This is a genomic window from Pseudidiomarina atlantica (assembly GCF_000753735.1).
Taxonomy (GTDB): Bacteria; Pseudomonadota; Gammaproteobacteria; order Enterobacterales; family Alteromonadaceae; genus Pseudidiomarina; species Pseudidiomarina atlantica.
Genome location: NZ_JPIN01000004.1, coordinates 56724 through 81145, shown reverse-complemented (window position 1 = coordinate 81145; position 24422 = coordinate 56724). Strand labels below are relative to the sequence as shown.

Here is a 24422-nt window from a genome sequence, read left to right as displayed (position 1 = left end):
TCGGCAACTATTGTGGCGTGATCGCGGTCTTTGCACAACAGTTCAGGCGTTTTTGCCAAGAATATTATAGAATAACCAGCAACTCGACAGCGTCAGCGCAATCGTTAGTGTGGTAACAGGAGTCACGTGGGAAAACATCGTAAGTTAAACAAAGGGCAATTACGCCGCGTGCGTGCCAACCAACAAAAACGGTTGCAGCAAGTGGACATGGCCCAAGAAATTGATGATAGCGTACTCGGCAACTCCGAAACCGGTATCGTGGTCAGTCGCTACGGTCAGCATGCCATTGTTGCCGATGCCAACGACCACATCTATCGCTGCCATATTCGCCGCGCCATCGAAAGTTTAGTCAGTGGCGATGAAGTAGTCTGGCGCCGTTTTACTGCGCCACAGGGCACCGCCAACGAAAGCGCTGAGCAAGGCATTATTGAGGCCGTACAAGAGCGTCGCTCATTGTTGAGTCGACCCGATTATTACGATGGCTTAAAGCCTGTTGCCGCAAATGTTGACCAGATTCTGATTGTTTCAAGTGTATTGCCGGCCTTCTCGAGTCAGATCATCGATCGCTATTTGGTGGCTTGTGAAGATATCGATATTACGCCTGTTATCATCCTCAATAAGGCTGACTTGTTAGCTGAGCTCGAGGAAACTACCCGCGCAGAGATTGATACGGCGTTGGCAATGTATCGCGCTATTGGTTACCAAGTGATTACCGCCAGCGCGAAAGCCAACGGCGGCTTAGATGCCATTCAAGAACTCCTTAAAGGCCACAACTCGATCGTCGTTGGCCAGTCCGGCGTAGGTAAATCATCACTGGTCAACGCCTTGCTGCCCGAGACCAACACCGAAGTGCGAGAAGTGTCCGACAACTCAGGACTCGGTCAGCACACCACCACGGTGGCGACCCGCTACCCATTACCGCAAGGCGGCTATTTAATTGATTCGCCGGGTATCCGTGAATTTGCCCTATGGCACCTCGACCCGACACGCGTCGCTTGGTGTTACGTCGATTTTCGTCCGTTTTTAGGCACTTGCAAGTTCCGTGACTGCAAACATCAACCGGAAGATCCGGGGTGTGCCTTACAAGAAGCGGTAGAAGCAGGTGACCTACACCCGCTTCGCTTGTACAATTTCCATAAGATCATTGAGTCGATGGTCGCCAATAAGCCATCGCGCGCTCAACCTAGAGGTACTAAGAAGTGAACTGGGACGCAGTCAAAATTAAAGCACAGTATTTAACCCCAAAGCATGCGCTATCACGCTTGGTCGGTGCGTTCGCCGCTGCCCGTGCCGGTTGGTTCACGCAAGCTTTTATTCGCTGGTTTATCAAGCAGTACAAAATTGATATGAGCGAAGCCGTGCATGAAGAGCCGAGCGCTTATAAGACCTTTAATGCGTTTTTCACGCGTCACCTCAAGCCAGAATTACGCCCGTTGCTGGCGAGTGAGCCACAGCAATTTGCCCATCCCGTGGATGGCGCCATCAGCCAGTTAGGTGATATCGAAGATGGGCGCATCTTCCAAGCCAAGGGCCACGACTACAGTCTCACTGAGTTACTCGGTGGCGACCCGCGCGACGCCAATGCGTTTAAAAACGGCAAATTCGCTACCATTTATTTGGCACCCAAAGACTACCACCGTATTCACATGCCGTGCGACGGAGTGTTGCGCAAGATGGTTTATGTACCCGGTGATTTGTTCTCGGTGAATCCGTTAACCGCCGCGAACGTACCGAATTTATTTGCTCGAAACGAGCGCGTCGTAGCTATTTTCGATAGCGAGTTTGGTAAATTCGCCATGGTTCTGGTCGGTGCCACTATTGTCGCCAGCATCGGCACCGTATGGGCCGGTACGGTTACACCACCAACTGGTAGCTCGGTACATAGCTGGGATTACCCAGCCAGCGGTGACCGCGCGGTGCACCTGAAAAAAGGCGAAGAAATGGGACACTTTAAACTGGGCTCCACCGTCGTCCTAACCTTCCCTGATGATGTGATTGATTTCGCTGATGACCTCGAAGCCGGCAGTGTTACCCGTATGGGCGCCGTGCTGGGTGAACGTGACGACTAGTATGCAAATCATTGCGCATCGCGGCGCTAGCTATGAGGCTCCAGAAAACACCCTGAGTGCCTTTGGCCGCGCTCTTGATGCCGGTGCAGATGCCATCGAGCTCGATGTTTATCCGTTGCAAGATGAATGGATTGTCTTTCACGATCGTTATTTACAGCGCTTGACTGCACACCCAGGGCGGCTAGGCGATCTCACACTGGACCAAGTTCGGCGTTTAAAAGTGTTTGGCCAACAGGCTGTGCCGACGCTTAGCGAAGCCCTCGACTTTATCGCGGGTCGTTGCTGGGTCAATATCGAACTAAAAGGTGCAGATATTCAGCGTGGCCTTACCAAGCAACTGTTACGCGCGCAACGCCAAGCAGGTTTTGCAGCCGAGCAATTAGTGGTATCAAGTTTTAACCATCACTGGCTGCGGCAACTGAAAACCGACCATCCAGAGCATCGTATTGGTGCACTCACGACCTCGTGTCCGCTTAACTACGCAGCCTTTGCCAGCGAGTTAGACGCGTGGTCAGTGCATATCGACGTCGATTTTGTCACCCCTGAATTTGTTGCCGACGCGCATGCGCGCGACTTACAAGTGTTTGTCTTTACGGTAGACGAACCGCGCGATATGGACGAGTTAAAAGTGATGGGCGTGGACGGTATTTTTACCAACCGTCCGGCAGATGCACGCCAGCACCTCAAACTTTGAGGCACTGGCATCGTAGCTACAGTTAGAGCGAGCCTTTGGTATCAGGATGCTCACTCGCCAACGCTTCAAGTTCATGCGACAGCGCCATTGGCGAGCTAGTATTCCGCGCTAGCACAGAATACAGGGCTGGAATAACGAAAATCGTCAAAAATGCCGAGAGCGCCACGCCACAGAAGATAACCGTACCGATCACCATTCGACTCTCAGCTCCCGGCCCCGTTCCCAAAATAAGTGGCACGGCACTCATAAGGGTGGTGAAAGCCGTCATGATGATAGGCCGCAAACGCTGTTGTGAGGCTCGCACTACGGCTTGATCGAAGTCCATACCGGCATCACGCAATTGGTTGGCAAATTCAACAATCAAAATACCATTTTTGGCAGCCAATCCGATTAACATCACAATACCGATTTGGCTATAGATGTTCAATGTAAGGTCGGTAAAGTACAAGCCAACAGCGGCGCCCAAAATCGCAATTGGCACCATCAGCATGATCACCAGTGGATGGATGAAACTTTCAAACTGTGCTGCTAACACTAAGTACGCAATCACCAGCGCTAAGATAAAGACAAAAATCACCGAACTACCACTCTCTTGATACAACTGCGATTCGCCTTTGTAGTCAATTGAGACATCGTCCGGCAGCTTCTCTTTGACGATAGCCTCAAGATAGGTCAGCGCATCGCCCAACGAATAGCCCTCGGCAAGGTTAGCTTCAATGGTAATACTCCGCATGCGGTTATAGCGATTGAGTTCTCCCGAGGTCGCACGCTCCTCGACCGTCACCAAATTCGACAGCGGAATCAGCTGACCCGTCGCATCTGAGCGAACGTAAATTTGATCAATTGATGAGGGATCTTGGTAGTCGGAACGCTCCCCCTCAATAATGACGTCGTACTCTTCGCCGCGATCTAAATAGGTGGTCACACGCCGTTCGCCCAGCATGGTTTCCAACGTGCGGCCGATATCACCTACTGATACTCCCATGTCCGCTGCTCGCGTTTGGTCAATCTGAATCAGTAGCTGCGGTAAGGTTTGTTTAAAGTCACTGTCAAGTTCAAGCAAGTTCGGATTCTTGCTCGCTTCCTCAATCACAATATCGCGATAGGCGGCTAACTGCTCATAAGTGTTTCCTTGCAGCACAAACTGTACTGGACGACCGTTACCACCGGAAATACCACTTCGCATAAAGGCAAAGCCACGCACACCGGCAACCTGGTTGAGCTGCTTACTGACTTCATCCATCAGTTCGAAGGTACTCCAGTCCCGCTGTTCGAACGGCACTGCGCCCACAATCGCAACACCTGCCGAGTTTCCCCAACCGGGTGAGCGAATCAGTAAGCGATCGATTTTACCTTGATCAAGGTAAGGTAAGAGTAGTGCCTCAATCTCACGCATATGTTCAGCATTCGATTCAAAGCTTGCGCCTTCGGCACTACGCACCATGACAAAGAAGGTTCCGCGGTCTTCCGGCGGGACAAACTCTTGCGGTACTAACTTCAATAAGTTGTACGACATCACCCCAGCAAGGAGCACCAACACCAAGGCTAACCACGGATACGCCAACGTTCGCTGCAACACCCGTCCGTAACCTGTTTCTACCCAGGTAAAGAGAGCGTCCATCCCTTTACCGAAGCGACTGCTCCGCTCACGCTTCTTGAGGATCTTCGAACTCAGCATCGGCGATAGGGTTAGCGCAGCGATGCTCGAACACAGCACCGCTGCGGCAATCGCCAGCGCGAATTCGGTAAAGAGTTGGCCAATGTTCCCCTCGAGGAAGGCCAGCGGTACAAATACCGCAATCAGCACCATGGTGGTAGCGACAACGGCAAAACCTACTTCACGAGCACCTCGATAAGCAGCGAGTAGCGGTGGCTCACCCGCTTCAACCCGACGATAAATATTCTCGAGTACGACAATGGAATCATCAACGACTAGGCCGATGGCAAGAACTAATGCCAACAGCGTCAATAAGTTGACCGAAAATCCCATCGCAAAAAGTGCGATATAAGAGGCAATGATTGCAACCGGAACCGTCAACGCAGGTACGAGCGTGGCGCGCACATTCCCGAGGAACAGATAGATCACCACCACTACCAGTGCCATCGCAATACCCAGCGTATTGTAGACCTCATCGATAGAGCCTTTAATGAATATCGATGAGTCATAGCTCGGAACAATGAACATTGATTCAGGCAGTGTTTGCTGAAGAGCTTCAATTTCGCGTCGGACATTCTCGACCACCGCTAAGGTATTTGCCTTAGACTGCTTGATCACGCCAATGCCGATCATGTTGACACCGTTGCCGCGGAACTCATTCTTATCGTCTTCGGAGCCCATCTCGATACGTGCAACTTCGCCAAGGCGCACCAATTGCCCAGTGTCACCCCGAGCGATGCTTAACAACTCGAAGTCTTGAGGCGACAAATAGGTACGCGCAACACGCACGGTAAATTCACGCTCGAGTGACTCGACTTCGCCGGCAGGTAATTCGACGTTTTCAGCACGCAGACGGCTTTCGATATCCGTTACCGTAATACCTCGCGCGGCCATAGCTTCACGATCAAGCCACACTCGCATGGCATAACGCCGCTCGCCGCCCAAATTGACTCGCGCAACACCATCAACGACCGATAACCGGTCAACAATGTAACGGTCGGCGTAGTCAGTCAGTTCGAGCGTACTTAAATTCTCACTGCGCAGGTTATACCAAACCACGGTACTTTCGTCGGAATTGGCTTTGGACACCTCGGGAGGATCAACTTGCTCGGGCAGATTATCTACTACTCGCGAAACGCGATCACGAACATCGTTAGCAGCATCATCCACATCCCGCGCTAAGGTAAATTCGATGGTGATACGCGAGCGGCCATTACGACTGCTAGAACTGATGTTCTTAATGCCCTCGATGCCGCTAATGCGGTCTTCGATAAGCTGGGTGATTTGGGTCTCAACGATTTCCGCTGAAGCGCCAGGATAACTGGTATCAATTGAGACCACAGGCGGATCAATATCGGGATACTCGCGCAGCGGCAGCATGCTGAAGGCCACCACCCCGAAGACAATCAGAAGTAAATTGACAACCGTAGCAAAAACCGGGCGCTTAACGGAGATATCTGAGAGCAACATCGTTTAGCCCTCCTTTTGCACGGTTACGCTAATACCGTCGCGCATCCTTACGATACCATCGGTGACAACCTGTTCACCCAGCTCTAGACCTTCAAGGATTTCTACCAAGCCAGGCTGCCTGCGGCCAATCACCACTTGCCGCTCATGCGCAGTATTTTCTTCATCAACAACATAAACGAAATGACGACTATCTAGCGGCACCACGGCGCGCTCTGGTAGCAGCATTACGTCATCAACGCTGCGCAGTAGTTGCACGCGCAGCAACATCCCTGGTCGCAGTTTAGCGTTGGTATTCGGTACTTCTGCACGCACCAATATCGAACGGGTGAGTGGGTCCACCCGAGAATCGATACTGCGAATAGTCCCTGTGAACGCCTCATCAGGGTATGCACCACTGCGCGCAGTGATGGTTTGGCCCACTTCTAAGCTGGCGAAGAATAGCTCAGGCACACTGAAGTCGAGCTTGATCGGGGTAATATCGTCAAGCGTGGTGATTTGTTCTCCCGGCGAGACCAGTGAACCCACACTTACTTGGCGAATCCCGAGGCGTCCGTCAAACGGCGCCACAATGCGCTTCTGTGCCAGTTGAGTTTCTGCCACTTCAAGCGCCGCGACAATTTCTTTAACTAAAACATCTTGGGTTTCGAGTTGTTGTTGTGAGGCAGCGTTTTGTGCGACCAAATCTTGTAAACGTTGGTATTGGCGGTTGGCTTCTGCAAGGCGAAACTTCAGCTCTTGCACCCGTGCAGACTCTTCGCGGGAATCCAGTTCAACGAGCAATTGTCCAGCCTCAACCGTTTCGCCATCGGTAAAATGGACGGCAATAACTTGGTCTTGTGATTGTGCGGTGATGACTACTGACTCGTTTGCTTGAGCAGTACCCAACGCTTCGATAATGTCACGAAATGGCTGTTCACTGACTTGGGTTGCTTTTACCGGTACCGCTTGTTGAGGTTTTTGCTCCTCGACTACTGGCTCATGTAAAAAAGTGAAATAACCTGCGCCCAGCGCAAGCACAACCACAAACAAAGTAACTGGATTGAATAGTTTAGCCACCGTCAAAACTCCTGGACGTGTCGTTATCGTATAGCGTACGAAAAGGGTATACGCCGAGCGTGCTGGGAAAGTTTGCTCGACCGAACAATGGCTTCATTGTAACGCGATAGCGGCAGTGGATAGCTCCACTTACCGCCGATTCGCTTAGGTTTACCGCAAAACTAGCGGTGGTAGGCGGGACTTAACTTATGTACAGCCTCAATAAAGGCGCCGGCATGGTCTGGATCGACTTCAGGATGAATACCGTGACCGAGGTTAAATACATGGCCGTGACCTTGCCCATAGCTAGCCAAAATCGTGGCGACTTCGTCTTCAATACGTGCCGGCGGCGCGTACAACACGCTCGGGTCCATATTGCCTTGCAAAGCGACTTTATCTTGCACCCTTTGGCGTGCAACGCCCAAGTCAGTGGTCCAATCGACGCCCAAAGCATCAGCTCCAGTCGCCGCCATGTCCGCTAACCATGCACCACCGCCCTTGGTAAACAGCGTCACTGGAACACGGCGACCGTCAGCTTCCCGCGTCAACCGTGAAACAATTTTCTGCATGTAGTTTAACGAGAACTCGCGATAATCGCGCGGGCTCAACACTCCCCCCCAGGTATCAAAAATCATCACCGCTTGCGCACCCGCTGCGATTTGCGCGTTTAGATAGGTCGCAACGGAGTCAGCCAGTTTATCAAGCAATAAATGCATGGCTTGTGGGTCAGCGAACATCAGCTTCTTCACTACACTAAAGTTCTTAGTGCTACCACCTTCAACCATATAAGTTGCGAGTGTCCATGGACTGCCCGAAAAACCAATTAGCGGTACTTTGCCGTGTAACTCACGACGAATCGTACGCACCGCGTCCATGACATAACCGAGCTCCTGTTCTGGGTCAGGCACACCGAGCTTCTGGATGCTTGCTAAATCGCGCACTGGACGCTCGAACTTGGGTCCTTCGCCGGCTTCAAAGTAGAGTCCCAAGCCCATGGCGTCAGGAATCGTCAAAATATCCGAAAATAAAATCGCCGCGTCGAGCGGAAAACGGCGTAACGGTTGCAAAGTCACTTCGCAGGCGAGCTCGGGATTTTTGCACAGCGCCATAAAATCACCAGCATGCTTACGCACCTCGCGATACTCAGGCAAATAACGACCCGCTTGGCGCATCATCCAAATGGGGGTGCGCTCAGTCGGTTCGCGCAACAACGCGCGCAAATACAAGTCATTTTGCAACGTACTCATAGGGCTCTCATTACCTTTTTCAACGATTTTTTGATGGTCGCTAGTTTACCAGTCTCAGCTATCTGATGCTGTAGTAATTTGCTGTTTCGTGGCCTCGATCAATTTATAGGCGATGGTTCCCGCCATCGGCGTTTCAGGCAACGTATCGAAACTAAACCAGTCACCTTCTTCCAATTCAAACGGGTCAAAATGTAAATCGCCACTTGCCCATTCCGCAGTGAAGCCCATCATCAATGAATTTGGGAATGGCCATGGCTGGCTGCAGACATATTGGATATTCTTTACTTTAATACCGGCCTCTTCCATTACCTCACGCTCGAGCGTCTGCTCAAGGGTCTCACCGGCTTCGACAAAGCCCGCCAGCACTGAGAACAGACCCGGTCGATGCCGACTGCCACGCGCCAATAGAATCTTATCGTCCTTGCGAATCGCCACGATAATACACGGCGAAATACGCGGGTAGCAGCGATGTTGACAGGTATTGCATTGCATCGCCAATTCCCAATCGACGGCTTGCATCCGGGCACCACAACGACCACAAAACCGGTGTGTGTTGACGAATTCAGTCACTTGCTTAGCCCGCGCAGCCATACTGAATAAATGGTCATCGTTACGCGCTACTAGTGCGCGGAGCGACTGAAATTCGCCTACCGCAGCGAAGGCATCATCACCGAAATCAGCCAGCACCAAATAGCAACTGCGCTCACGCATTTCTCCGAGCCAAATCACCTGATACTCATCAAGCGTTGGTAGCGGCAGGTCTTGCAAACGGCCATGCGGCGGGAGTCCTTCGGCATCGAGAACAATATCGCCCCCAGCACAAATAAACCACCAAGCGGGCTCGTCTGCTGACGGGCGTTGATAAGGTTTTGTCATAACAGCTACTTATGATTAAAGTAAAAAGTATTGACGATAGCTTAGCATCATCGGAAGATGGTCTCTACGCTAAAAAGGAGACGCGAATGTTAACTCGACAAGAACAAGCCAAACAACGTTGGGGCGGTGCTCACCAAGCCATTGACAACTGGCTACACGAACGCCAAAGCTTGCTCATCGAGTATTTTAAACTCGCCGGTTTACCGCCTTATGACAGCGACAGTTCGGCATTGCCACCGACCGAAGACATCCGACAGTTTTGTGGTCTCTTGGTCGACTACGTATCCGCTGGCCACTTCGAGATTTACGATCAAATCATCGCCAACTCGAGCCATGCGCCAAAAGAAACCGAAGAACTTGCCAACGAACTCTTTCCATTAATCAGTGAAACCACCGAGGTCGCACTCGCGTTTCATGATCAATACGGCGAAAGCGTCGATGAGGCTCACTTGAATGACTTCGATCGCCACCTTTCCGGCCTCGGCGAAGCACTTGAGTTACGCATGGAGTTTGAGGACCGCCTGCTACACACGCTGGAGCAGCATCAGCTGCTGTAATTAAAAAGGGCTGCACTTGGCAGCCCTTCGTCAGTCAAATGCGCGTATTAACCTTCAGCTTCGATTTCTGCGGCTGCTTCAGGCTGTGCGTTTTCGGCTGGTTGCTCTTTTACGTCGATGAGTTCGACTTCAAAAATGAGCGTTGATTTTGGAGGAATCGCGCCGCCACCTACTTCGCGATCGCCGTATGCAAGTTCAGGTGGAATAACGAAGCGGAACTTGTCGCCGACACTCATCAACTGCACGCCCTCGGTCCAACCAGGAATCACACGATTGAGTGGAAATACTGCTGGCTGACCACGCTCAATCGAGCTATCGAATACGGTGCCGTCAACGAGGGTGCCTTCGTAATGTACTTCTACGATATCTTCAGCTGTTGGTTGTTTACCACCCTCTTCGCCTTCTTGCAGGATTTCGTATTGCAAGCCAGATTCGGTCACCATCACACCTTCTTTATTCGCGTTCTCGGCACGGTAAGCGTCACCTTCAGCCACTGATGCAGCGCCTAACTTTGAGCTTTTCAATTCGTTGAATTGTTGCTGCATGGTGGTCAGCAGTTGCTCGGTTTCTTCTTCGGTCAGCTTAGATTCTGCTTTGAGCGAATCAACAAAGCCGGCTATCACTTGTTGGCGATCAAGCACGAACTCCATTTTGTCTTGCTCATCAAGGTTGGTACCAACAAAAGTACCTACCGATGCACCTAACGCATAGGCCATTTTCGCCTGTTCTTCAGTTGGCGCTTGTTCGCTCACCGGATACGGTTCTTGCTTCTCAGTGGTACAACCTGCGATTGCGAGAGCGACTAAGCTCACCGCAAAAGTCTTCTTTAAATAGTTCATTCAGTTACTCCAAGATTGAATTCTTGCTGTTAACAGGGTCTAATTCGTTGCGATTTCTATACTACACATAAATAGGGGCTTTTGCCTATGGCTGAACCGCATGATAACGCAATGCTTGCGCAATTAACCGAACTTGAGAGTCGAATTGCATTTCAAGACGACACCATCGAGACCTTGAATCAATTGGTCACCCGACAGAATGACCAATTACATGCGTTAGCGCGCAAGGTTCAACAGCTTAGTGAGCGGCTCGAACAGATGCAAGAGCCGGGAGAACAGGGAAATACCGATCCTGCTAATGAAATCCCACCTCATTACTGAGGTGGCTCAAATCGAGCAAACTTGACCCTCTCCGGTTGACCCCGTATAACATTCATTCAATCTTTACGGGAGACAGTATGTCGGTCAAACATCCAATCATTGCGGTTACTGGTTCATCAGGTGCCGGTACCACCACTACCGGGCAGGCTTTGCGACATATTCTAAGAGCGCAAACCATTACCGCCGCATGGGTCGAGGGTGACAGTTTTCATCGGTATTCGCGTCCTGAAATGGATGTAGCGATACGCAAAGCACAAGAACAAGGTAAGCACATCAGTTATTTTGGTGCCGATGCTAATGACTTTGATCGCCTAGAGGCGCTGTTTCGCGAATACGGCAGTAGTGGTCAAGGCGAGGTGCGGCGTTACCTGCACAGCTTTGATGAGGCTGTTCCTTACCATCAAATGCCCGGCACCTTTACACCGTGGGAACAACTTCATGAAGGTACTGATTTATTAGTCTATGAGGGGCTTCACGGCGGCGTACAGACGGCTCAACACGATGTGGCCAAGCATGTCGATTTACTGATTGGCATGGTTCCGATTGTCAACTTGGAGTGGATTCAGAAGTTGTTGCGCGACACCGCCGAACGCGGCCATAGTCGTGAGGCGGTTACCGCAAGTATTGTGCGCAGCATGGAAGACTACATTCATTACATCGTGCCGCAATTTTCGCGTACCCATATTAACTTCCAGCGGGTGCCGACGGTCGATACCTCGAACCCGTTTAGCGCCAAAGATATCCCATCGCTTGATGAAAGTTTCGTGGTGATTCGTTTTCGTGGCATGCGCAACGTCAACTTCCCGTACTATTTACAAATGATTGACGGTTCGTTCATGTCGCGCATGAACACGCTGGTGGTACCCGGCGGCAAGATGGTGTTCGCAATGGAGCTGATTCTAGCGCCGCTGATCGAAGAAATGATGTTCGCCAAACAACATGGCGGCAAACCGGCGTGGCTGAAAAACTAAGCTTCGTTGTTCTTCAGCCAGCGACCTTGCCATTCTGCGCCGCGGTCTTGCGCCAATAGCGGCGTTAAGAAGTTCATGATAGGTGCCACTTGGTGCAATACGCCGTACAGCGGATTAATCATGAGCATGCCGCAGCCATTCATACGGGTGGTGTCGGTTGGGCCTTTTGCTAAAAAATCAATAGCGTAGGCTTTGTCTACTTGTGGCATATCGGTGATACGCTGGTGAAACTCACCGATTTTTAACGGGTCTTTGATCGGATACCACACCACATAGGTTCCGGTAGCCCAGCGCTTTAGACCGTCATGCAAGGCGCGCTCAATCTGTTCGAATTCATCGGTTTGCTCAAATGGCGGATCAATCAGTACCAAGCCACGCTTAATCGGCGGCGGGGTCAGTGCCTTGAGTGCGGCATAGCCGTCGCCTGCATGCACGTGAATTTGCCCACGTGCCGGAAAATCTTGTTTGACGTTTGCGCGTAATGCTTCGGCATCTTGCGGATGCAACTCGCATAACGTCAACTGGTCGCGCGCGCGCAGTTGCAATGCCGCCAAATAAGGTGAACCGGGGTACCAACGGAGTGTTTGATCGGTATTTAACTGGCGCACTGCAGCTAGATAACCACTGATAGCAGTGGGACACTCTGTTGCAGCTAAAACCTTCGCGATCCCCTGCTGCCACTCACCAGTCTTCTGCGCTTGCTCGCCGGTCAAGTCATACATACCGAGTCCGGCATGGGTATCAAGCAACCAGAATGGCTTTTCTTTTTGCTGCAAATACGACAAACACGCCCATTGAATGGCGTGTTTGACGACGTCGGCAAAATTGCCGGCATGGTAACTGTGGCGGTAGTTCACTTACGCAGCCTGCTCAATCGCAAAGCTATGGGTAATCGTTACTGCAGCTTCGAGCATTTTGGCAACCGAGCAGTATTTTTCCGCCGATAGTTGCACCGCGCGTTCGACATGCTTTTCGGCGACGTCATGTCCGGTAACCACGAAGTGCAAATGGATGCTGGTATAAACCGCAGGCACGGCGTCAGCGCGCTCACCCTTCACTTCGCAACGACACCCCGTTACCTGCTGTCGCGCTTTTTCGAGAATGCTCACCACGTCTACCGAAGAACAGGCACCGGCAGCAGCGAGTACCATTTCCATGGGTGATGCCCCTGCGGTTTTATTGCCATCGAGGGTCACACTATGACCGGTGCCGCTGGTCGCGGTGAACACTAAGTCGTGCTGCCATTCCACAGTCGCTTGCATTGCTGCTGCCATGTGCTGTTCTCCGTTTGCTTAGTTCTTATTAAAGTGTAAACCCGGTGCTAACTTCTCTGGCAACACCGCATGCTCAGCTTCGACTGAGGCTACAGGGTATGCGCAATAATCCGCCGCATAGTAAGCGCTCGCACGGTGGTTGCCGCTTGCGCCAATGCCACCAAAGGGTGCTGCACTGCTCGCACCAGTGGTTGGGCGGTTCCAGTTCACGATACCGGCCCGAATACGCTTAAAGAAGTAGCGATACGTTGCTTCATCATCGCACAACATGCCTGCGGATAATCCGAAAGACGTATTATTTGCTTCGTTGATTGCGGCGTCAAAGTCAGTGTAGCGATAGACTTTAAGTAACGGGCCGAAATGCTCAATGTCCGGCATTTCTTCAACGTTAGTGACGTCCAAAATACCTGGCGTCACAAAACCTAAGTTGTGGTCCTTCTGCTGCATACGCAACAATACTTTCGCACCCGCATCCGCTAAGTCATTCTGCGCTTGCACCATTTGACTCGCTGCTTTTGCCGAAATCATCGCGCCCATAAATGGCTGCGGATCGGCAGCGTAGTCACCAACTTCGATTTGTGCTGCAACTTCAAGTAAGCGCGCCATAATCGCATCGCCGTTTTCGCTACGCTCGATGAATAACCGACGCGCGCAAGTACAGCGCTGACCGGTAGTGATAAACGCCGATTGCACAATGTCGTGCACCGCCGCATCGACATCTTTAACGTCTTTCACGATCAACGGGTTATTACCGCCCATTTCGAGCGCTAGAATCTTGTCTGGATGACCGGCAAATTGCTTGTGCAGGACATGCCCTGTGCCTGATGAGCCAGTAAAGAACAGACCATCAATTTGTGGATGTGAAGACAATGACTTACCTGTTTCAACCAAGCCCTGCACCAAGTTCAACACGCCTGCTGGCAAGCCAGCTTGTTGCCACATTTTAACCGTGTACTCTGCGACCTTCGGCGTCATTTCACTCGGTTTAAACACCACGGTGTTACCGGCAATCAGCGACGGCACGATGTGACCGTTCGGCAAGTGACCCGGGAAGTTATACGGGCCATAAACGCTAACTACGCCATGTGGTTTATGGCGAATAAAGGCTTTGCCCGCTGGCATTTGGTTCTCAACGGTGCCAGTGCGCTCGTGGTAGGCGCGCTCAGAAATCGCGACTTTACCAACCATAGCGCCGACTTCAGTTAAGGTTTCCCAAATCGGTTTGCCAGTTTCTTGGGCAATGATTTCAGCAAATTCTTGCTTATTCGCTTCTAACAGTTCGGCAAATTTCTTACAAATAGCGAGGCGCTCATCGACTTCTTTGTCAGCCCAAGCAACAAAGGCTTCACGTGCTGCCATCACCGCAGCATCCACTTGTTGTGGCGAGGCGCTGCGGCCTTCCCATACCACCTCGTTACGAGCTGGATCGATCGACTTAAAACTATCTCCTTCACCAGCGACCCACTGGCCACCGATAAATAAATTCTGTTCTGACATACTAAGCTCCTTGGGTTATCAAGCTAACAAGCTAGAGTGCTACAAATCGTGCTGCATCACCTGCTTCTAGGCGCAGCGCGGTAGCGGCTTCAGGGCTAATCAAAAGATAATCTGCATGGACTTCGGCTGGTGCTTGGCCAGCACGGAAGTCTGCGACACGCGTATTCATGATGATATGGCGCGCAGCTTGGTCATTTGGCTTACCAATTCGAATGGGTAAACGCTGACTTTCACGAACACTTTTTATGTTCGCAACTTCCACTTCGACGGTTGGTCCAGCGTCGAAAATATCGACGTAGCCGCGAAAGCGAAAGCCTTCGTTTTCAAGCATACGCAGCGCTGGCCGGGTGTTCTCGTGGACCTTCCCAATCACTGCTTGTGCTTCGGGGTCGAGCATTTTCACGTAAAGCGGAAACTGCGGCATCAACTCGGCAACAAAGGCTTTTTCACCGATCCCGGTAAGGTAGTCGGCTTGGTTGAAATCCATGTTGAAAAAGTACTTCTCGAGCCAATGCCAAAAGGGCGAGTCGCCATTCTCGTCTGAAACTCCACGCATTTCAGCAATTGCAAATTGGCTAAACCGGTCACGGAATTCAGCCATAAACAGCATACGAAAACGTGATAACACACGGCCATTTTGGTTTTTGCGGAAGGGTTCGCGCAAAAACAGCGTACACAACTCACTCACGCCAGTGTAGTCATTGCACAGGGTCAAAGTCTCGAGCGCGTTATACACGTCGAGGCTCTTCGAATGATGCACCACTTTGCCAAGGCGATAATGATAAAAGGCTTCGGTTAAACCGACTGCGGCTTCAATACCACTGCAACCCACCACTTCGCCGGTGGCGGTATCTTCCATAACGAACAAATAGCCTTCTTCGCCGGGCTCACTAACGTGTTCACGAGCGAAAGCTTCTTGCGCACGGGCAATGCGACGACGCAGCAAGGCCTCGTCGACTGGCAACGAGGTGAACCCGTAGCCAGATTCGACTGCGCAAGTATAAAGCGCCGCATAATCCTGCGGCGTGATCGGACGTACCACTAACATAGGGACTCCGTGGGCTTAGCCGACGAGCTTCGCGATCGCCTTTTCAAAACGTGCCAAACCTTCGTTGATGTCCGCTTCTGGAATAATCAACGATGGTGTGAAACGGATCACGTTCGGGCCGGCAACCAAGACCATAACGCCTTCGTCAGCACCGGCATTAAGGAAATCACGCGCTTTGCCAGCATATTCATCGGTCAGTTCAGCACCGAGTAAGCAACCTTGGCCACGAATGTCTTTGAACACGTTGTAACGTTCGTTGATTTCGGCCAGTTTACGCTTGAACAGCTCTTCGCGATGTTTCACACCGTTCAACACTTCTTCGGTATGCACCACATCAAATACCGCTTCAGCAACGGCACAGGCTAACGGGTTACCACCGTAGGTACTGCCATGGGTGCCTGGCTTTAAGTGCTCAGCAATTTCAGCCGTGGTCAGCATCGCACCGATGGGGAAGCCACCACCGAGTGATTTGGCCGAAGCCAAAATATCAGGGGTTACGCCAGTTTGCTGGTACGCATAGAGGCTGCCCGTACGACCAAAGCCAGTTTGAACTTCATCAAACACGAGCAATGCGTTGTATTTGTCGCACAACTCACGCACGCCTTTAACGAACTCAGCGTCAGGGCTGATAACGCCACCCTCACCCTGCAGTGGTTCCATCATCACCGCACAGGTTTTGTCTGACATTTTTGCTTCAAGTGCTGCTAAATCGTTGTAATCGACGTGCTCGACCGCACCAGGTTTTGGTCCAAAGCCATCTGAGTAGGCTGGCTGACCACCAACGGTTACGGTAAAGAAGGTACGGCCGTGGAAGCCCTTGGTGAACGCGATAATTTCGTTTTTCTCGGCACCAAACTTGTCGAGTGCCCAACGGCGCGCAAGCTTCAGCGCTGCTTCGTTGGCTTCCGCGCCTGAGTTGGCAAAGTAAACGCGGTCAGCAAAGGTCGCTTCGGTCAGCTTTTTCGCTAACCGAATAGCGGGTTCGTTGGTGAATACGTTACTGAGATGCCAAAGTTTGTTGCCCTGCTCAGTCAATGCTTTGACCATAGCTGGGTGGCAGTGACCCAAACAGTTCACCGCAATACCGCCAGCAAAGTCGATGTACTCCACACCTTCTTGGTCCCATACGCGTGAACCTTCACCTTTCACTGGCACCATTTTTGCTGGGTTGTAGTTTGGCACCATCACTTCGTCAAAGGTGGCGCGGGTCACTTTCATTTGGTCTGCCATAAATTCCTCTCAAGTCGATTCAATTACGGATAATTAAAGTGGTCATATTATTGCAGAAAAAACCGCCGCTGTCGTGCCTGCAGCTAAGAAAAATCAAGGAGTTCAGGGTTTTGGCTTAAGCTTGCGCTTTGGCTGCATAAGTATGCAGCAGAAAGTTCTGGAAAACCGCATGGCCATGCTCAGTTTCGATAGCTTCGGGATGATATTGCACTCCCCAAAGCGGCAATTCATGATGATGCATCGCCATAATTTCGCGCTCACCGTCATCGTTTGTCGCCCACGCATCCACTTGCAAGCATGCCGGCATGGATTCAGGAGCAAGCACCAGTGAGTGGTAACGTGCGACCCGAAACGACGCCGGTAAACCCTGCATCAAGCCGGTGTTGTGATGGCTAAGCGTTGAGGTTTTACCATGCATGACGCGCTGCGCGCGCACCACTTCGGCGCCAAACACCTGACCTATCGCTTGATGGCCTAAGCATACCCCGAGCATAGGTAATTTACCGGCAAAATGACGAATCACGTCAAGGCTAATGCCAGCCTCATTGGGGGTGCAGGGCCCAGGCGAAATCACAATGCCTGAAAGTGGCAATTGTTCGATTTCCGTCAAGCTCATCGCGTCATTACGGATCACTTTGACCGTCGCATCGAGTTCACGAAAATAACGCACAACGTTGTGCGTGAACGAATCGTAGTTATCAATCATCAATAGCATAGGATTCGCTCACAGCGGTACGATTTTACGGACGTGCTACAAAGCCGATCACGTCATAGACTTTGCGCAGGGTCTGAGCAGCGTATTCGCTCGCTTGGTCCGCACCTTTAGCCATCACCTGGTTTAAGTAATCCATATTGTTGCGGTACTCAGCATAGCGTTGCTGAATCGGTTCCAACATCGCGACCACGGCGTCAGCAGTATCGGTTTTCAAATGGCCATACATTTTATCTTCGTATGCTGGTACCAGCTCGGCAATCGGCTTGCCAGTTGCCGCAGATAAAATCGATAGCAAATTCGAAACGCCAGGCTTCTCTTCAGTGTCGAAATAAATGCGTGCCTGCTCGTCGGAATCTGTCACTGCGCGCTTAAGCTTTTTGCTGATTTTCTTTGGGTCTTCCAGCAGGCCAATGTAGTTGTTCGGATTATCGTCCGATTTCGACATTTTCTTCAGTGGATCTTGCAGGCTCATAATGCGTGCGCCGACTTCCGGAATAAACGGGTCTGGAATGGTAAATACATCGCCGTAAATATTGTTAAAGCGGGTTGCTACGTCACGAGCCAACTCCAAATGCTGTTTTTGGTCATTACCAACCGGCACCTCGTTGGCTTGATACAGCAAAATATCGGCCGCCATCAACGCTGGATAAGTGAACAATCCAGCATTGACGTTATTGGCGTGGCGATCTGACTTATCTTTAAACTGGGTCATGCGATTGAGCTCACCCATCTGCGTATAGCAGTTGAGGATCCACGCCAGCTGTGCGTGCTCGCCCACATGGGACTGCACAAAAATCACGCTTTGTTCAGGGTCTAGGCCACAGGCCATGTAGAGCGCTAAACCATCAAGGGTTGCGCTGCGCAGCTGGGCTGGGTCCTGACGCACCGTAATGGCGTGCAAGTCAACCAGCATGAAGCGACAGTCGTGCGTGCTTTGCATCTTCACCCACTGCCGTAATGCGCCAATGTAATTGCCAATAGAAAGTTGCCCAGACGGCTGACAGCCGCTTAATACAATAGGTTTGCTCATGTTGCTTCCGCTTCTTACTGCGTATCCAAAAATTAATTCACGCTTGCCAATTGCGCACGCATATCGGCGATGACTTTTGCGTAATCGGGTTGATTAAAAATGGCTGAACCAGCGACGAACATATCTGCGCCAGCAGCTGCAATTTCAGCGATGTTGTCAGTTTTTACGCCACCGTCAATTTCCAAGCGAATCGGCAGGCCACTGGCATCGATGCGCGCTCGGGCTTCACGCAGTTTATCTAGGGTCGCCGGAATAAATTGCTGGCCACCAAACCCCGGATTCACTGACATCAATAAAATGACATCCACTTTGTCCATCACGTAATCGAGGTAATGCAACGGCGTTGCTGGATTAAATACCAAACCAGCTTGGCAACCATGGTCGCGAATCTGCTGCAAGCACCGATCAATATGCGTCGCTGCTTCAGGATGAAAGGTAATGATCGACGCGCCGGCGTTGGCGAATTCATCGATCATCCGCTCGACTGGGTTGACCATCAAATGCACATCAATTGGCGCTTTAATGCCATAGTCACGTAGCGCTTTACAGACCATTGGACCAATGGTCAAGTTCGGCACAAAATGATTGTCCATAACATCGAAATGCACCACATCAGCGCCAGCTGCGAGCACCTTCTCAACCTCTTCGCCTAATCGGGCAAAGTCGGCTGAAAGAATGGAGGGAGCGATCAAATAATCTGCCACAAAAATGTCCTCAATACGCATCGGCTAAAAAAGTGGCATTAGTGTAGCAGAATGGGTTAGCGCTTGGCAGTCAAAAAAATCCGCTTAACAGCTTGGCAACATATGCTAAAACCTGCTAAATTGTACGTAATTTACGCAAGCCGTCGAGCGACTCACTATGAATGCACAGACTAAGCACAAGTTGACCCCGCACAAGAAAGCTGTCTCCGGCTTTATTGCCGCTGGTTTATTGCTTTCTGTTGCGCTTATCAACACCGATGGACAATCGGTGATTGCGGCAAACGAAGCCGACTGCGTGAAAATGTTAGAAAATACTGAAAAACCTTCAGCAGCTCAGCAATGTGCAGTGCAACGCGCGGCAGAGCAAGAGCTCTCTTGGAGTAATTGGTTGTTTGGTGGGAGCCGTTCAACTCAGTTTCATTTCCTTGATCTTTTCGAGTTGCTCTTTGGTGGCAAAGAGCAACCGACTCAAGACTACGGTAGCAACCGTAAAGTCAGCCTTTAATCGCAACGGGTCGGTTGATGACCAGCGATAGCAAACCTAATTTCTTTAGTGTGATTATCAGCGTCCTAGCTGCGCTTTTTGGTGTGCAAACCGAAGAGAATCGGCAACGCGACTTCGCGAAAGGGCGTCCGCTGGTCTACATTGCCGTGGGTATTGTCTTTATCGTGTTATTTGTCGTCAGCTTACTGCTGATCGTCAATTGGGTGCTGCCTTAAACAGCACCCGCCTGTTCTTGTGAAGTGATACCAGAGTGGCGCAACAGCGCATCCACTTGCGGCTCACGACCACGAAACGCTTTAAATAAATCCATCGCTTCACGCGAACCACCGCGCTCCAGAATCGCTTCTAGAAAATCTTGGCCGACCGAACGATTAAAGATGCCTTCTTCTTCAAAGCGGCTGTAGGCATCAGCTGATAACACTTCTGCCCACTTGTAACTGTAATAGCCAGCCGCGTAACCACCGGCAAAAATATGCCCGAAACTATGCTGGAAACGGTTATAGCTTGGCGGCTTGCGCACTGCGACTTGCTCACGAACCTGATCGAGAATGGCTTGAATTTGATCGCCTTGCGCTGGATCGTAATCACGATGAATGCGTAAATCGAACAAGCTAAACTCAAGCTGCCGCACCATTTGCATGGCGGACTGGAAATTACGCGCTGCGAGCATATTGTTGAGCATGTTTTCCGGTAAGGGTTCACCGGTTTGATAGTGCCCTGAGATAAGCGCTAAGGCTTGTGGTTCCCAACACCAGTTCTCGAGAAACTGCGACGGCAACTCAACGGCATCCCATGCCACACCATTAATGCCCGATACCCCAGCAACATCGACTTTGGTTAGCATATGATGCAAGCCATGACCGAATTCATGGAATAACGTCAGCACTTCGTCATGGGTAAACAGCGCCGGTTTATCACCCACGGGCTTGTTAAAATTGCAGGTTAGATAGGCAACTGGCAACTGTAGGCTTTGTTTGCTGGTGATACGCCGTACTGCACACTCCGCCATCCACGCACCGCCACGCTTGCCATTACGCGCATACAAATCTAAGAAAAAGCTGCCACGCACGTCGTCATTGCTATCGCGGATAACAAAATAGCGCACATTTTCATGGTAGCTTGATGGCGTTGGCTGCTCATCGACACGCATGCCAAACAGCTGTTCGACCACACTAAATAAGCCCTTAAGAACTTGCTGCTCCGGGAAGTATGGACGCAATTCTTCATCGGAAATGGCGTACTTCTGTTGCTTGAGTTTTTCGCTGAAATAAGCGATATCCCAGGCTTCAAGCTCGCCAACACCGTATTCTTGTTTAGCAAACTCGAGTACTTCAGCAAAGTCGGCATGAGCTTGCGGCAAAGAGCGACGTGCTAAGTCTTCGAGGAAACTTTCGACTTGCTCAGCTGATTCAGCCATTTTAGTGGCGAGGCTCAACTCAGCATAGTTAGGAAAGCCTAACAACAACGCCAATTCGTGACGCAACGCTAAAGTTTCCGCCATCACCGCCGAGTTATCAAACTGACCTGCTTGTGGTCCTTGCTCCGATGCACGCGTGGTAAACGCTTGATACAGCGTCTTACGCAGCTCAGCGTTATCGGCATAAGTCATAACCGGCAAATAACTTGGAATCGATAAACCGAAGCGCCAACCCTGTTGATCATTTTCAACCGCCGCTGCGGCGGCTGCCTCGATTGCACTCTCAGGCAAACCCGCCAACTGCGCTTCGTCTGTTACTAAATAGTGCCAGCTATCGGTAGCATCCAGTAAATGATTGCTGAAGGTCGAGGCGAGTTCTGACAGACGCGTTTGGATTTCGGCGTAGCGCTGCTTCTGTGCATCTGGCAATGCAATGCCCGATAACTCAAAATCACGCAGGGTATCGGTCACTACTTTCTGCTGGGCTTCGCTCAAATCGTTAAACTCAGCACTTTCATGTAAGACTTTAAATGCTTTAAATAGCCCTTCGTGCTGCCCCACAAAAGTGCCGTACTCGCTTAAGAGCGGAAGACAGGCATCATGTGCCTCGCGCAAGCTGTCGGAACTGATTACCGAATTGAGGTGTGACACCGGTGACCAACTGCGTTCTAGCAAGTCGTCAACCTCTTCGAGTGGTGCCACCAACCCTTGCCAAGTGAATTCGCCCGTCTTGATCACCTGCTCAATCGTGGTTTTGCAGTCGGCAATGCGCTGCTCGATGGCCGGCACAATGTGCTCGGGTTTGATGTCAGCAAATGGCGGTAAATGGTACTCGCTTAACAAAGGGTTTTGACTCATGCGACGTCCTCTTGAATAATGCGCTGTGTAACTACTTTACAGAAGATGTTTGGCCGACACTGCTTTTTTCAAGGTCATCGCTAAAAATAACAAAGGAAACACCGATGTTTTCAAACTCAAAATCGCAGTTCTTGCGCAACCTTGCGTTCGCCAGCGCAGCATTAGTCCTAGCGGGTTGTACCACAACACCGACCACCACTCGGGTAGCGGAAACCACCGCGGCGCCACTTGCTGGTACCGCGCTTACCCTAGAACAAATGTACAGCACACGGGATTATTCGCCGCGCGGTGTACCCCCCACGCGTTGGCTCGCTGATGGCAGCGGCTACACCACGTTAGAAGCGGCTGAGGGCGCGGGACGTGACTTGGTGCGTTATCATCCAGAAACCCAGCAACGCACGGTTCTCGTTTCGGCTCAAGAACTGATGCCACGGGGCTGGGATGAACCTTTGGCGGTTGCTGATTACCATTGGTCGGAAGATGCCAGTAAGCTACTGATCTTCACTAACACCAAACGCTCGTGGCGTACCCACACCTTGGGCGATTATTGGGTGTTCGATTTAACTACGCGGCGCTTAAGTCAACTTGGCACCTTTGCTGAGCCTTCGACTTTACAATTCGCCAAGTTCGACCCTGCCGGTACGCGCGTTGCATACGTGATGCAGAACAATATTTATGTTGAGCGCCTCAGCGACGGTAAGATCACTCAACTGACGACGGACGGCGATGACACCATCGTCAACGGTACTTTTGATTGGGTGAACGAAGAAGAATTCTTCCTGCGTGATGGGTTTCGCTGGAGCCCTGATGGTGAGAGTATCGCGTATTGGCAGCTCGATACCGAAGGCACGCCGATCTTCACCATGATCAATAATACCGATACCTTGTATCCAACCCTGAAAACCTTCCCCTACCCAAAAGTTGGTGAAACCAATGCCGCGATGCGTATCGGCGTAATGCCTGCGGACGGTGGGGAGACCACCTGGATGAAAGTCCCCGGCGATCCGCGCCAGCACTATTTGGTGCGCATGCAATGGGCCGGTAATTCTGAGCAACTCTTCATTCAACAACTGACCCGTTCGCAAGCGGTGAATCGCGCCTTCTTGGCTAACGCGGACAATGGCGAAGTAGCGGAGGTCGTGCGTGAAACCACCGAAAGCTGGGCCGAATATGTCGACGACGTGCAGTTTATCGACAATGGTGATGCCTTTACCTGGTTAAGTGAACGCAGTGGCTTCCGCCATCTGTATCGTATCGATCGCGACAGTGGCCGCGCCACCGCAATTACCCGCGGCAAGTGGGATGTAGTAGAAGTGCTGCAAATCAACGAGGAGCAAGGCTGGGTGTATTTTATTGCTTCGCCAGATACACCGCTAGAGCGTTATTTATTGCGCGCTAGCCTTGACGGTAGTGGCAAGCTTGAGCGCTTAACTCCCGCGCAAGCGGGCACCCATGGCTATCAGCTTTCGGCTGATGCTCAATATGCGGTACACACCTACTCGAGTGCTCAGCAAGTGCCGCAAATCGACATGATTAGCTTGCCTGACCACCAACGCATCCGCATGATTCAAGACAATGCTGAAGTGCAAGCTCGTATTGACGACTTGGCCAAAGGTGAGTTTGAATTCTTTCAAGTTAGCGCGCGCGACGGCTTAGCGCTTGACGGCTTCTTGATGAAACCGGCCAACTTTGACCCGAACAAAGAATACCCGATTGTGTTCTACGTTTACGGTGAACCTTGGGGCCAAACCGTCAGCAATAGTTGGGGCGGTGAGCGCTTCTTATGGCATACCTACCTTACCCAGCAGGGCTATATTGTCGCTTCCATCGATAACCGCGGTACCCGCTCGCCACGCGGATACGACTGGCGCCGCTCGATATACAAGAATCTGGGTGTAGTGACCGTTCGTGATCAATACGATGCGCTGCAAGCCATGCTCGAGCGCTGGTCATTTATTGATGCAGATCGTGTTGCCATTTGGGGTCACAGTGGTGGCGGTTCGCAAACGTTGAACGCCTTGTTCCGCTATCCGGACGCTTATGACGTTGGTATCGCTTTGGCGCCAGTGCCTGACTTAACCTTGTATGACACTATTTACCAAGAGCGTTATTCAGGTTTACTGCCGGAAGCAGCGGAAAGTTACCGCGAGACTTCAGCGATTACCCACGCTGCGAACCTGCAAGGTGATTTGCTGTTGGTGCACGGTACTGGCGACGATAACGTGCATTTCCAAGGCTCAGAGCGCTTGGTCAACGAGTTGGTTAAGCATGGTAAACAGTTCGAGTTCTTTGCTTACCCGAACCGGACGCACGGTATCAACGAAGGTGAAGGAACCACTTTGCACCTGCGTACCATGATGACTGACTTTTTACGCGAACACTTGCCACTTGGCGCGCAACCGCAGTAA

The 24422-nt window shown here is 51.3% G+C and carries 23 protein-coding genes; 9 read left to right on the top strand and 14 right to left on the bottom strand.

What is annotated here, in order from left to right:
- The first annotated feature begins 126 nt into the window (after positions 1–126).
- From rsgA to IDAT_RS04395, 3 genes are read left to right on the top strand one after another with little or no spacing between them, the layout of a single operon-like run.
- Positions 127–1203: a small ribosomal subunit biogenesis GTPase RsgA gene (rsgA, locus tag IDAT_RS04405; RefSeq protein WP_034731052.1), complete on the top strand. Its 1077-nt coding sequence runs from the start codon at positions 127–129 to the stop codon at positions 1201–1203.
- Complete coding sequence (asd, locus tag IDAT_RS04400; protein WP_034731050.1) at positions 1200–2069, top strand: archaetidylserine decarboxylase; 870 nt, start codon at positions 1200–1202, stop codon at positions 2067–2069. Before rsgA ends, asd begins: the two co-directional genes overlap by 4 nt.
- Positions 2059–2763: a glycerophosphodiester phosphodiesterase gene (locus tag IDAT_RS04395; protein WP_341871920.1), complete on the top strand. Its 705-nt coding sequence runs from the start codon at positions 2059–2061 to the stop codon at positions 2761–2763. The genes asd and IDAT_RS04395 overlap by 11 nt, the downstream gene beginning before the upstream one ends.
- Before the next feature lie 22 nt (positions 2764–2785).
- Here the strand turns inward: IDAT_RS04395 and IDAT_RS04390 are convergent, their stop codons facing one another.
- From IDAT_RS04390 to nudC, 4 genes are all read right to left on the bottom strand, one after another.
- Positions 2786–5890: an efflux RND transporter permease subunit gene (locus IDAT_RS04390; RefSeq protein WP_034731048.1), complete on the bottom strand. Its 3105-nt coding sequence runs from the start codon at positions 5888–5890 to the stop codon at positions 2786–2788.
- A 3-nt stretch (positions 5891–5893) separates the two neighbouring features.
- Positions 5894–6946 carry an efflux RND transporter periplasmic adaptor subunit gene (locus tag IDAT_RS04385; RefSeq protein ID WP_244441601.1) on the bottom strand — a complete coding sequence of 351 codons (1053 nt, stop codon included), beginning with the start codon at positions 6944–6946 and terminating at the stop codon, positions 5894–5896.
- Between the two features lie 161 nt (positions 6947–7107).
- A complete protein-coding gene (gene hemE, locus IDAT_RS04380; protein WP_034731042.1) occupies positions 7108–8172 on the bottom strand; it encodes a uroporphyrinogen decarboxylase in 1065 nt (354 codons plus the stop codon).
- A gap of 54 nt (positions 8173–8226) precedes the next feature.
- Positions 8227–9048 carry an NAD(+) diphosphatase gene (gene nudC, locus IDAT_RS04375; RefSeq protein ID WP_034731040.1) on the bottom strand — a complete coding sequence of 274 codons (822 nt, stop codon included), beginning with the start codon at positions 9046–9048 and terminating at the stop codon, positions 8227–8229.
- A gap of 86 nt (positions 9049–9134) precedes the next feature.
- Between nudC and IDAT_RS04370 the strand changes: the two genes are divergently transcribed.
- A complete protein-coding gene (locus tag IDAT_RS04370; protein ID WP_034731037.1) occupies positions 9135–9605 on the top strand; it encodes an Rsd/AlgQ family anti-sigma factor in 471 nt (156 codons plus the stop codon).
- Positions 9606–9652: 47 nt separating this feature from the next.
- On the opposite strand, the gene fkpA is transcribed toward IDAT_RS04370, so the two are convergent.
- Positions 9653–10444 carry an FKBP-type peptidyl-prolyl cis-trans isomerase gene (gene fkpA, locus IDAT_RS04365; protein ID WP_034731034.1) on the bottom strand — a complete coding sequence of 264 codons (792 nt, stop codon included), beginning with the start codon at positions 10442–10444 and terminating at the stop codon, positions 9653–9655.
- A gap of 87 nt (positions 10445–10531) precedes the next feature.
- Between fkpA and IDAT_RS04360 the strand changes: the two genes are divergently transcribed.
- Together IDAT_RS04360 and IDAT_RS04355 are read left to right on the top strand one after the other, a co-directional pair.
- Positions 10532–10765 (top strand): SlyX family protein, encoded by a 234-nt coding sequence (locus tag IDAT_RS04360; RefSeq protein WP_034731031.1) that lies wholly within the window; start codon positions 10532–10534, stop codon positions 10763–10765.
- 77 nt (positions 10766–10842) lie between these two features.
- Positions 10843–11736, top strand: a complete 894-nt coding sequence (locus IDAT_RS04355; protein WP_034731030.1) for a phosphoribulokinase — start codon at positions 10843–10845, stop codon at positions 11734–11736.
- Here the strand turns inward: IDAT_RS04355 and IDAT_RS04350 are convergent.
- From IDAT_RS04350 to rpe, 8 genes are all read right to left on the bottom strand, one after another.
- Complete coding sequence (locus IDAT_RS04350; RefSeq protein ID WP_034731028.1) at positions 11733–12593, bottom strand: 23S rRNA (adenine(2030)-N(6))-methyltransferase RlmJ; 861 nt, start codon at positions 12591–12593, stop codon at positions 11733–11735. The genes IDAT_RS04355 and IDAT_RS04350 overlap by 4 nt on opposite strands.
- Positions 12594–12998 carry an OsmC family protein gene (locus tag IDAT_RS04345; RefSeq protein ID WP_034731151.1) on the bottom strand — a complete coding sequence of 135 codons (405 nt, stop codon included), beginning with the start codon at positions 12996–12998 and terminating at the stop codon, positions 12594–12596.
- Between the two features lie 30 nt (positions 12999–13028).
- Positions 13029–14507, bottom strand: coding sequence for a succinylglutamate-semialdehyde dehydrogenase (gene astD, locus IDAT_RS04340; RefSeq protein WP_034731024.1), 1479 nt, complete (start codon positions 14505–14507; stop codon positions 13029–13031).
- 31 nt (positions 14508–14538) lie between these two features.
- Positions 14539–15555: an arginine N-succinyltransferase gene (gene astA, locus IDAT_RS04335; RefSeq protein WP_034731021.1), complete on the bottom strand. Its 1017-nt coding sequence runs from the start codon at positions 15553–15555 to the stop codon at positions 14539–14541.
- Positions 15556–15570: 15 nt separating this feature from the next.
- Entirely contained in the window at positions 15571–16773 is a 1203-nt protein-coding gene (locus IDAT_RS04330; protein ID WP_156099479.1) for an aspartate aminotransferase family protein, read from the bottom strand.
- Between the two features lie 127 nt (positions 16774–16900).
- Positions 16901–17500, bottom strand: a complete 600-nt coding sequence (locus IDAT_RS04325) for an anthranilate synthase component II (RefSeq protein WP_034731015.1) — start codon at positions 17498–17500, stop codon at positions 16901–16903.
- 25 nt (positions 17501–17525) lie between these two features.
- On the bottom strand, positions 17526–18530 hold the full coding sequence (gene trpS / locus IDAT_RS04320) for a tryptophan--tRNA ligase (protein ID WP_034731012.1): 1005 nt from the start codon (positions 18528–18530) through the stop codon (positions 17526–17528).
- Between the two features lie 32 nt (positions 18531–18562).
- Positions 18563–19234, bottom strand: coding sequence for a ribulose-phosphate 3-epimerase (gene rpe / locus IDAT_RS04315; RefSeq protein WP_156099478.1), 672 nt, complete (start codon positions 19232–19234; stop codon positions 18563–18565).
- A 157-nt stretch (positions 19235–19391) separates the two neighbouring features.
- On the opposite strand from rpe, the gene IDAT_RS04310 reads away from it, so the two are divergent.
- A complete protein-coding gene (locus IDAT_RS04310) occupies positions 19392–19739 on the top strand; it encodes a hypothetical protein (RefSeq protein WP_034731007.1) in 348 nt (115 codons plus the stop codon).
- A 17-nt stretch (positions 19740–19756) separates the two neighbouring features.
- Positions 19757–19954: a DUF2970 domain-containing protein gene (locus tag IDAT_RS04305; protein WP_034731006.1), complete on the top strand. Its 198-nt coding sequence runs from the start codon at positions 19757–19759 to the stop codon at positions 19952–19954.
- Here IDAT_RS04305 and prlC read toward each other — a convergent pair.
- Entirely contained in the window at positions 19951–22014 is a 2064-nt protein-coding gene (gene prlC, locus IDAT_RS04300) for an oligopeptidase A (protein WP_034731004.1), read from the bottom strand. The genes IDAT_RS04305 and prlC overlap by 4 nt on opposite strands.
- A 104-nt stretch (positions 22015–22118) precedes the next feature.
- On the opposite strand from prlC, the gene IDAT_RS04295 reads away from it, so the two are divergent.
- Entirely contained in the window at positions 22119–24422 is a 2304-nt protein-coding gene (locus IDAT_RS04295; protein ID WP_034731002.1) for a S9 family peptidase, read from the top strand.

Coding starts and splice junctions, on each gene's coding strand:
- IDAT_RS04390 (WP_034731048.1), bottom strand. CDS start 5,890: ATGTTGCTCTCAGATATCTCCGTTAAGCGCCCGGTTTTTGCTACGGTT.
- hemE (WP_034731042.1), bottom strand. CDS start 8,172: ATGAGTACGTTGCAAAATGACTTGTATTTGCGCGCGTTGTTGCGCGAA.
- nudC (WP_034731040.1), bottom strand. CDS start 9,048: ATGACAAAACCTTATCAACGCCCGTCAGCAGACGAGCCCGCTTGGTGG.
- IDAT_RS04370 (WP_034731037.1), top strand. CDS start 9,135: ATGTTAACTCGACAAGAACAAGCCAAACAACGTTGGGGCGGTGCTCAC.
- fkpA (WP_034731034.1), bottom strand. CDS start 10,444: ATGAACTATTTAAAGAAGACTTTTGCGGTGAGCTTAGTCGCTCTCGCA.
- IDAT_RS04360 (WP_034731031.1), top strand. CDS start 10,532: ATGGCTGAACCGCATGATAACGCAATGCTTGCGCAATTAACCGAACTT.
- IDAT_RS04355 (WP_034731030.1), top strand. CDS start 10,843: ATGTCGGTCAAACATCCAATCATTGCGGTTACTGGTTCATCAGGTGCC.
- IDAT_RS04345 (WP_034731151.1), bottom strand. CDS start 12,998: ATGCAAGCGACTGTGGAATGGCAGCACGACTTAGTGTTCACCGCGACC.
- astD (WP_034731024.1), bottom strand. CDS start 14,507: ATGTCAGAACAGAATTTATTTATCGGTGGCCAGTGGGTCGCTGGTGAA.
- astA (WP_034731021.1), bottom strand. CDS start 15,555: ATGTTAGTGGTACGTCCGATCACGCCGCAGGATTATGCGGCGCTTTAT.
- IDAT_RS04330 (WP_156099479.1), bottom strand. CDS start 16,773: ATGAAAGTGACCCGCGCCACCTTTGACGAAGTGATGGTGCCAAACTAC.
- IDAT_RS04325 (WP_034731015.1), bottom strand. CDS start 17,500: ATGCTATTGATGATTGATAACTACGATTCGTTCACGCACAACGTTGTG.
- trpS (WP_034731012.1), bottom strand. CDS start 18,530: ATGAGCAAACCTATTGTATTAAGCGGCTGTCAGCCGTCTGGGCAACTT.
- IDAT_RS04310 (WP_034731007.1), top strand. CDS start 19,392: ATGAATGCACAGACTAAGCACAAGTTGACCCCGCACAAGAAAGCTGTC.
- IDAT_RS04305 (WP_034731006.1), top strand. CDS start 19,757: ATGACCAGCGATAGCAAACCTAATTTCTTTAGTGTGATTATCAGCGTC.
- prlC (WP_034731004.1), bottom strand. CDS start 22,014: ATGAGTCAAAACCCTTTGTTAAGCGAGTACCATTTACCGCCATTTGCT.
- IDAT_RS04295 (WP_034731002.1), top strand. CDS start 22,119: ATGTTTTCAAACTCAAAATCGCAGTTCTTGCGCAACCTTGCGTTCGCC.